Consider the following 4,212-nt stretch of genomic DNA (forward strand, 5'->3'; position numbering starts at 1 on the left):
CCGCCGCGATCCAGCAGAAGGTACTGGCCTCGTGGACCCGCCCGGACAACGTGCCGTTCGGCCAGCGCTGCAAGATCGTCATCCAGCAGCTGCCCGGTGGCACCGTGAACAGCGCCAACGTCAGCCCGGACTGCCCGTTCGACGAGGCCGGCCGCCGCTCCATCGAGGCTGCCGTGCGCAACGCCCAGCCGCTGCCGTACCGGGGCTTCGAGGCGGTTTTCCAGCGCACCATCAATTTCACCTTCACCGCGCAGGACTGAGCCCGGGCCGTTGGCCTTGGGCCCTGCCTGCGCAGAGCCCCGCATGATGAAGATGCTTTCCCTGTTGGCGGTGGTCCTGCTGGTGCCGGTGCTGCTGGGGCCCGGGCAGGCGCATGCCGCCGCGGCGCCGGGCCAGGTCAGCCTGCGCACCGCCTATGCCATGGCGATCCGCGATCGGATCATCGCGTCCTGGCTGCCCCCGGCGACGATGACGTCTGGCCAGCACTGCCGGGTGGCCATCACCCAGCTGCCGGGCGGAACGATCGTCAGCGTCAAGGTTGATGCGGCCTGCCAGTTCGATGCGGCCGGCAAGGCGGCGCTGGAACGTGCGGTACTGCGCGCCCAGCCGTTGCCTTACAAGGGCTTCGAGGCCGTGTTCGACCGTAGCCTCAACATCGGCTTTACCGCTCCATGACCCCATGGAACGCTGGCAGGGATGCCAATCGTTAACGAAATGTGAGTTTTTTTGCCGTGGTGACTCTGCTTTCACGCACCGTTGGTTCATGATTGCGAAACGGTTCACTGCCGTCCTGCTATCCCTCGTTCCGGTTTTCCTTCCCTTGAGTGGTCCATGAAGAAAATGCCTCGTTGGCTTGCCGTTGTTGCGGCCCTGTTGTTGCCCTTTGCTGCCGTGGCGCAGCAGAAGGGGCTGGATATCGACATCATCGGCGGCAATGCGTCCGCAACCCCGATCACCGTGGTGCCCATGCCCTACCAGGGCTCGGCCGGCGCACCGCAGACCGACGTCGCCGCCGTGGTACGCGCCGACCTGGAGCGCTCGGGCCAGTTCCGCACCCTGCCGGAAGCGCAGATTGTCGAAAAGCCGACCCGGGGCAGCGAGATCCAGTTCGCCACCTGGCGCGCGCTGAAGCAGAACTACATCGTGGTCGGCCGGGTCATGGACGCCGGTGCCGGCGCCTACCGCGTCGAGTACGAGCTGTATGACGTGCCCAAGGGCGAGCGCCTGCTGGGCCTGGCGATGACCGCCCGCGGCAATGCCATGCGCGACGTCGCCCACCAGATGGCCGACGCCATCTACGAGAAGATCACCGGCGTCCGCGGCGCCTTCTGGACCCGCATCGCCTATGTCACCGCCAGCGGCAAGGGCGATGCCATGCGTTATGCGCTGATGGTGGCCGATTCGGACGGCTTCAACCCGCAGACCATCGTCCGCTCGGCCGAGCCGCTGCTGTCGCCGTCGTGGAGCCCGGATGGCAACCGCCTGGCCTACGTCAGCTTCGAGCGGGGCAATTCCGCCATCTACATCCAGAACATCTCCACCGGCGCCCGCGAACTGGTCACCAGCTTCCGCGGCATCAACAGCGCCCCGTCGTTCTCCCCGGACGGCCGCCGCCTGGCCCTGTCGCTGTCGCGCAGCGGCAACCCGGAGATCTACGTGATGGACCTGGGCAGCAAGCAGCTGACCCAGCTGACCAACCACTTCGCCATCGACACCGAGCCGACCTGGAGCGCCGACGGGTCCAGCGTCTACTTCACCTCCGACCGTGGCGGCCGCCCGCAGATCTACCAGGTGCCCTCCAGTGGCGGCAGCGCCTCGCGCGTGACCTTCCAGGGCAACTACAACGCCACCCCGAGCCTGTCCTTCGACGGCAAGAAGCTGGTGGTGGCCCAGGGCAGCGGCAATACCTACAAGATCGCGATGATGGACAGCAGCCTGGGTTCGGCGCGCTGGAGCACGCTGTCGCCGGGTTCGCTGGACGAATCGCCGAGCTTTGCGCCCAACGCGAGCATGGTGTTGTACGCCGCCCGTGAGGGTGGTCGCGGCGTCTTGTACGCCGTCTCGGCCGATGCGCGCGTGCGCCAGCGGCTGGTTTTGGCCGACGGTGACGTACGTGAGCCTTCTTGGTCGCCTTACCGTACAAAGCGCTAACAGAGTGTTAAGATTTCCACCGTATTCATCCCACATCCGGCTTTAGGAGCCTCAAAGGTATCGCCATGAACAAGACCACCCGCGTTCTGCTTGTCTCCCTGTTGTCCGTGGCCGCCCTGGCCGGTTGCTCGAAGAAGGTGAAGGAACAGCCGGCAGCCCCGGTTGACACCGGCTCCTCGACCACCACCCCGAGCGGTCCGTCGACCTCCGGCCTGTACGGCCCGGGCGACCTGGACACCGATTCCTGCCTGCGCCAGCGCGTGGTGTACTTCGACCTGGACAAGGAAGAAGTGAAGCCGGAATTCCAGGCCATCATGGCCTGCCACGCCAAGTACCTGCGTGACCGTCCGTCCTCGCGCATCACCCTGCAGGGCCACACCGACGAGCGCGGTTCGCGCGCGTACAACCAGGCCCTGGGCGAGCGTCGTGGCAACGGCGTCAACTCCGCCCTGCAGGCCAACGGTGGTTCGGCTTCGCAGCTGACCGTCGTGTCCTACGGCGAAGAGCGTCCGGTCTGCACCGAGTCGGGCGAGTCCTGCTGGTCGCAGAACCGTCGCGTCGAGATCGTGTACACGGCTCAGTAATAGATGCGCTTTCGATTTCTATCGATGATCGTTGCGGCAGCCCTCGTGGCTGCCGCACCGGCCAATGCGCAGCGCCAGAGCCTGGCCGACCGCGTTGGCGCGCTTGAGCAGCAGGCCCAGAACAACCAGTCCAACATGGACATGCTCAACCAGCTCACCCAGCTTCGCACCCAGGTGCAGGCCCTGCAGTCGCAGGTGGAGCAGTTGCAGCATGACAACGAGCAGCTCAAGCAGACCGCCAAGGACCAGTACCTGGACCTGGACAGCCGCTTGAACCGACTGGAAGGTGGCGCCCCGCTGCTGCCTGCCGCACCCGCTGCGAGCGCACCTGCGCCCGCCGCTGCAGCACCGAAACCGGCAACGGCCGCTTCCGAGCGGCCGCCCTCCGTGCATGGCGATGCCGGCAGCCTGGCTGCCAGTGGTGAGGAGCGCACGGCTTACAACGTCGCCTTCAATTCGCTCAAGGCCGGCAAGTACGACGACTCCGCGCAGCTGTTCCTCAGCTTCCTCGAGTTGTACCCCAACGGCGTCTACGCCCCCAATGCGCTGTACTGGCTGGGCGAGAGTTACTACGCCACCCGAAATTTCCCGCTGGCTGAGGCGCAGTTCCGCGACCTCATCTCGCGCTACCCGACCCACGACAAGGCGTCGGGCGGCCTGCTCAAGATCGGCCTGTCGCAGTATGGCGAAGGCAAGGTCGACCAGGCCCAGGCAACCCTGGAACAGGTGGTCTCCACCTATCCCGGCAGCGACGCCGCGCGCACCGCGCAGGACCGCCTGCAGTCGATCCGGCTGGGCCAGCAGATCCGCTGAACCGCCGCCCGGGCACCGCCAAGGCGGCCCCGGTATAATCACCCCCGTAGAGCCGGGCTCTGCCCGGCTGCATCAATGGCCGGGATATGCCCCGCTGCATCAACCGCCGGGCACGCCCGGCTGTTGTCGTTTCCGATGCCGCATTCCCAAGAATCACCGCCATGACCGTTTCCCTGTCCGCCGCCGCCGCGCTCCCCAGCGAGATCGTGCAGTCGCCCCTCCCGCGCCTGAAGATCACCGAGATCTTCACCTCGTTGCAGGGCGAAGCCGATACCGCCGGCTGGCCGACCGTGTTCGTGCGCCTGACCGGCTGCCCGCTGCGCTGCACCTATTGCGACACCGCCTACGCCTTCCATGGCGGTACCTGGTGGGACATCGATGCGATCGTGGCCGAGGTGCTGGCCCAGGGCGTGCACCACGTCTGCGTGACCGGCGGCGAGCCGCTGGCGCAGAAACGCTGCCTGGTACTGCTGGAGAAGCTGTGCGACGCAGGCCTGGACGTGTCGCTGGAAACCTCCGGCGCGCTGGACGTCAGCGCGGTCGACCCCCGCGTCTCGCGAGTGGTGGACCTGAAGACCCCCGGGTCCGGCGAAATGGCCCGCAACCGGCTGGAGAACCTGCCGCTGCTGACCCGCCGCGACCAGATCAAGTTCGTGCTGTGCAG

General features: G+C 66.7%; 5 protein-coding genes and 1 pseudogene. All 6 read left to right on the plus strand.

From position 1 onward, the window contains the following. Positions 1 to 260 (plus strand): TonB C-terminal domain-containing protein (locus DBR34_RS23535; RefSeq protein ID WP_258224028.1); only part of this gene is annotated, 260 nt, incomplete at its 5' end. 46 nt (positions 261 to 306) lie between these two features. Then, positions 307 to 675, plus strand: coding sequence for a TonB C-terminal domain-containing protein (locus DBR34_RS16530; RefSeq protein ID WP_181394052.1), 369 nt, complete (start codon positions 307 to 309; stop codon positions 673 to 675). Between the two features lie 156 nt (positions 676 to 831). Beyond that, complete coding sequence (gene tolB / locus DBR34_RS16535; protein WP_128097607.1) at positions 832 to 2,151, plus strand: Tol-Pal system beta propeller repeat protein TolB; 1,320 nt, start codon at positions 832 to 834, stop codon at positions 2,149 to 2,151. 65 nt (positions 2,152 to 2,216) lie between these two features. After that, complete coding sequence (gene pal, locus DBR34_RS16540) at positions 2,217 to 2,735, plus strand: peptidoglycan-associated lipoprotein Pal (protein WP_038686727.1); 519 nt, start codon at positions 2,217 to 2,219, stop codon at positions 2,733 to 2,735. Between the two features lie 3 nt (positions 2,736 to 2,738). Continuing rightward, positions 2,739 to 3,548, plus strand: a complete 810-nt coding sequence (gene ybgF / locus DBR34_RS16545; RefSeq protein ID WP_181394053.1) for a tol-pal system protein YbgF — start codon at positions 2,739 to 2,741, stop codon at positions 3,546 to 3,548. A gap of 161 nt (positions 3,549 to 3,709) precedes the next feature. Then, positions 3,710 to 4,212, plus strand: a pseudogene (locus DBR34_RS16550) (radical SAM protein); the annotation flags it as partial.

It is taken from the genome of Stenotrophomonas sp. HMWF003 (assembly GCF_003061285.1).
Taxonomy (GTDB): Bacteria; Pseudomonadota; Gammaproteobacteria; order Xanthomonadales; family Xanthomonadaceae; genus Stenotrophomonas; species Stenotrophomonas maltophilia_AP.

What these genes read in the sequence shown, in the direction of transcription:
- DBR34_RS16530 (WP_181394052.1), top strand. Translation starts at nt 307, where the DNA reads ATGAAGATGCTTTCCCTGTTGGCGGTGGTCCTGCTGGTGCCGGTGCTG.
- tolB (WP_128097607.1), top strand. Translation starts at nt 832, where the DNA reads ATGAAGAAAATGCCTCGTTGGCTTGCCGTTGTTGCGGCCCTGTTGTTG.
- pal (WP_038686727.1), top strand. Translation starts at nt 2,217, where the DNA reads ATGAACAAGACCACCCGCGTTCTGCTTGTCTCCCTGTTGTCCGTGGCC.
- ybgF (WP_181394053.1), top strand. Translation starts at nt 2,739, where the DNA reads ATGCGCTTTCGATTTCTATCGATGATCGTTGCGGCAGCCCTCGTGGCT.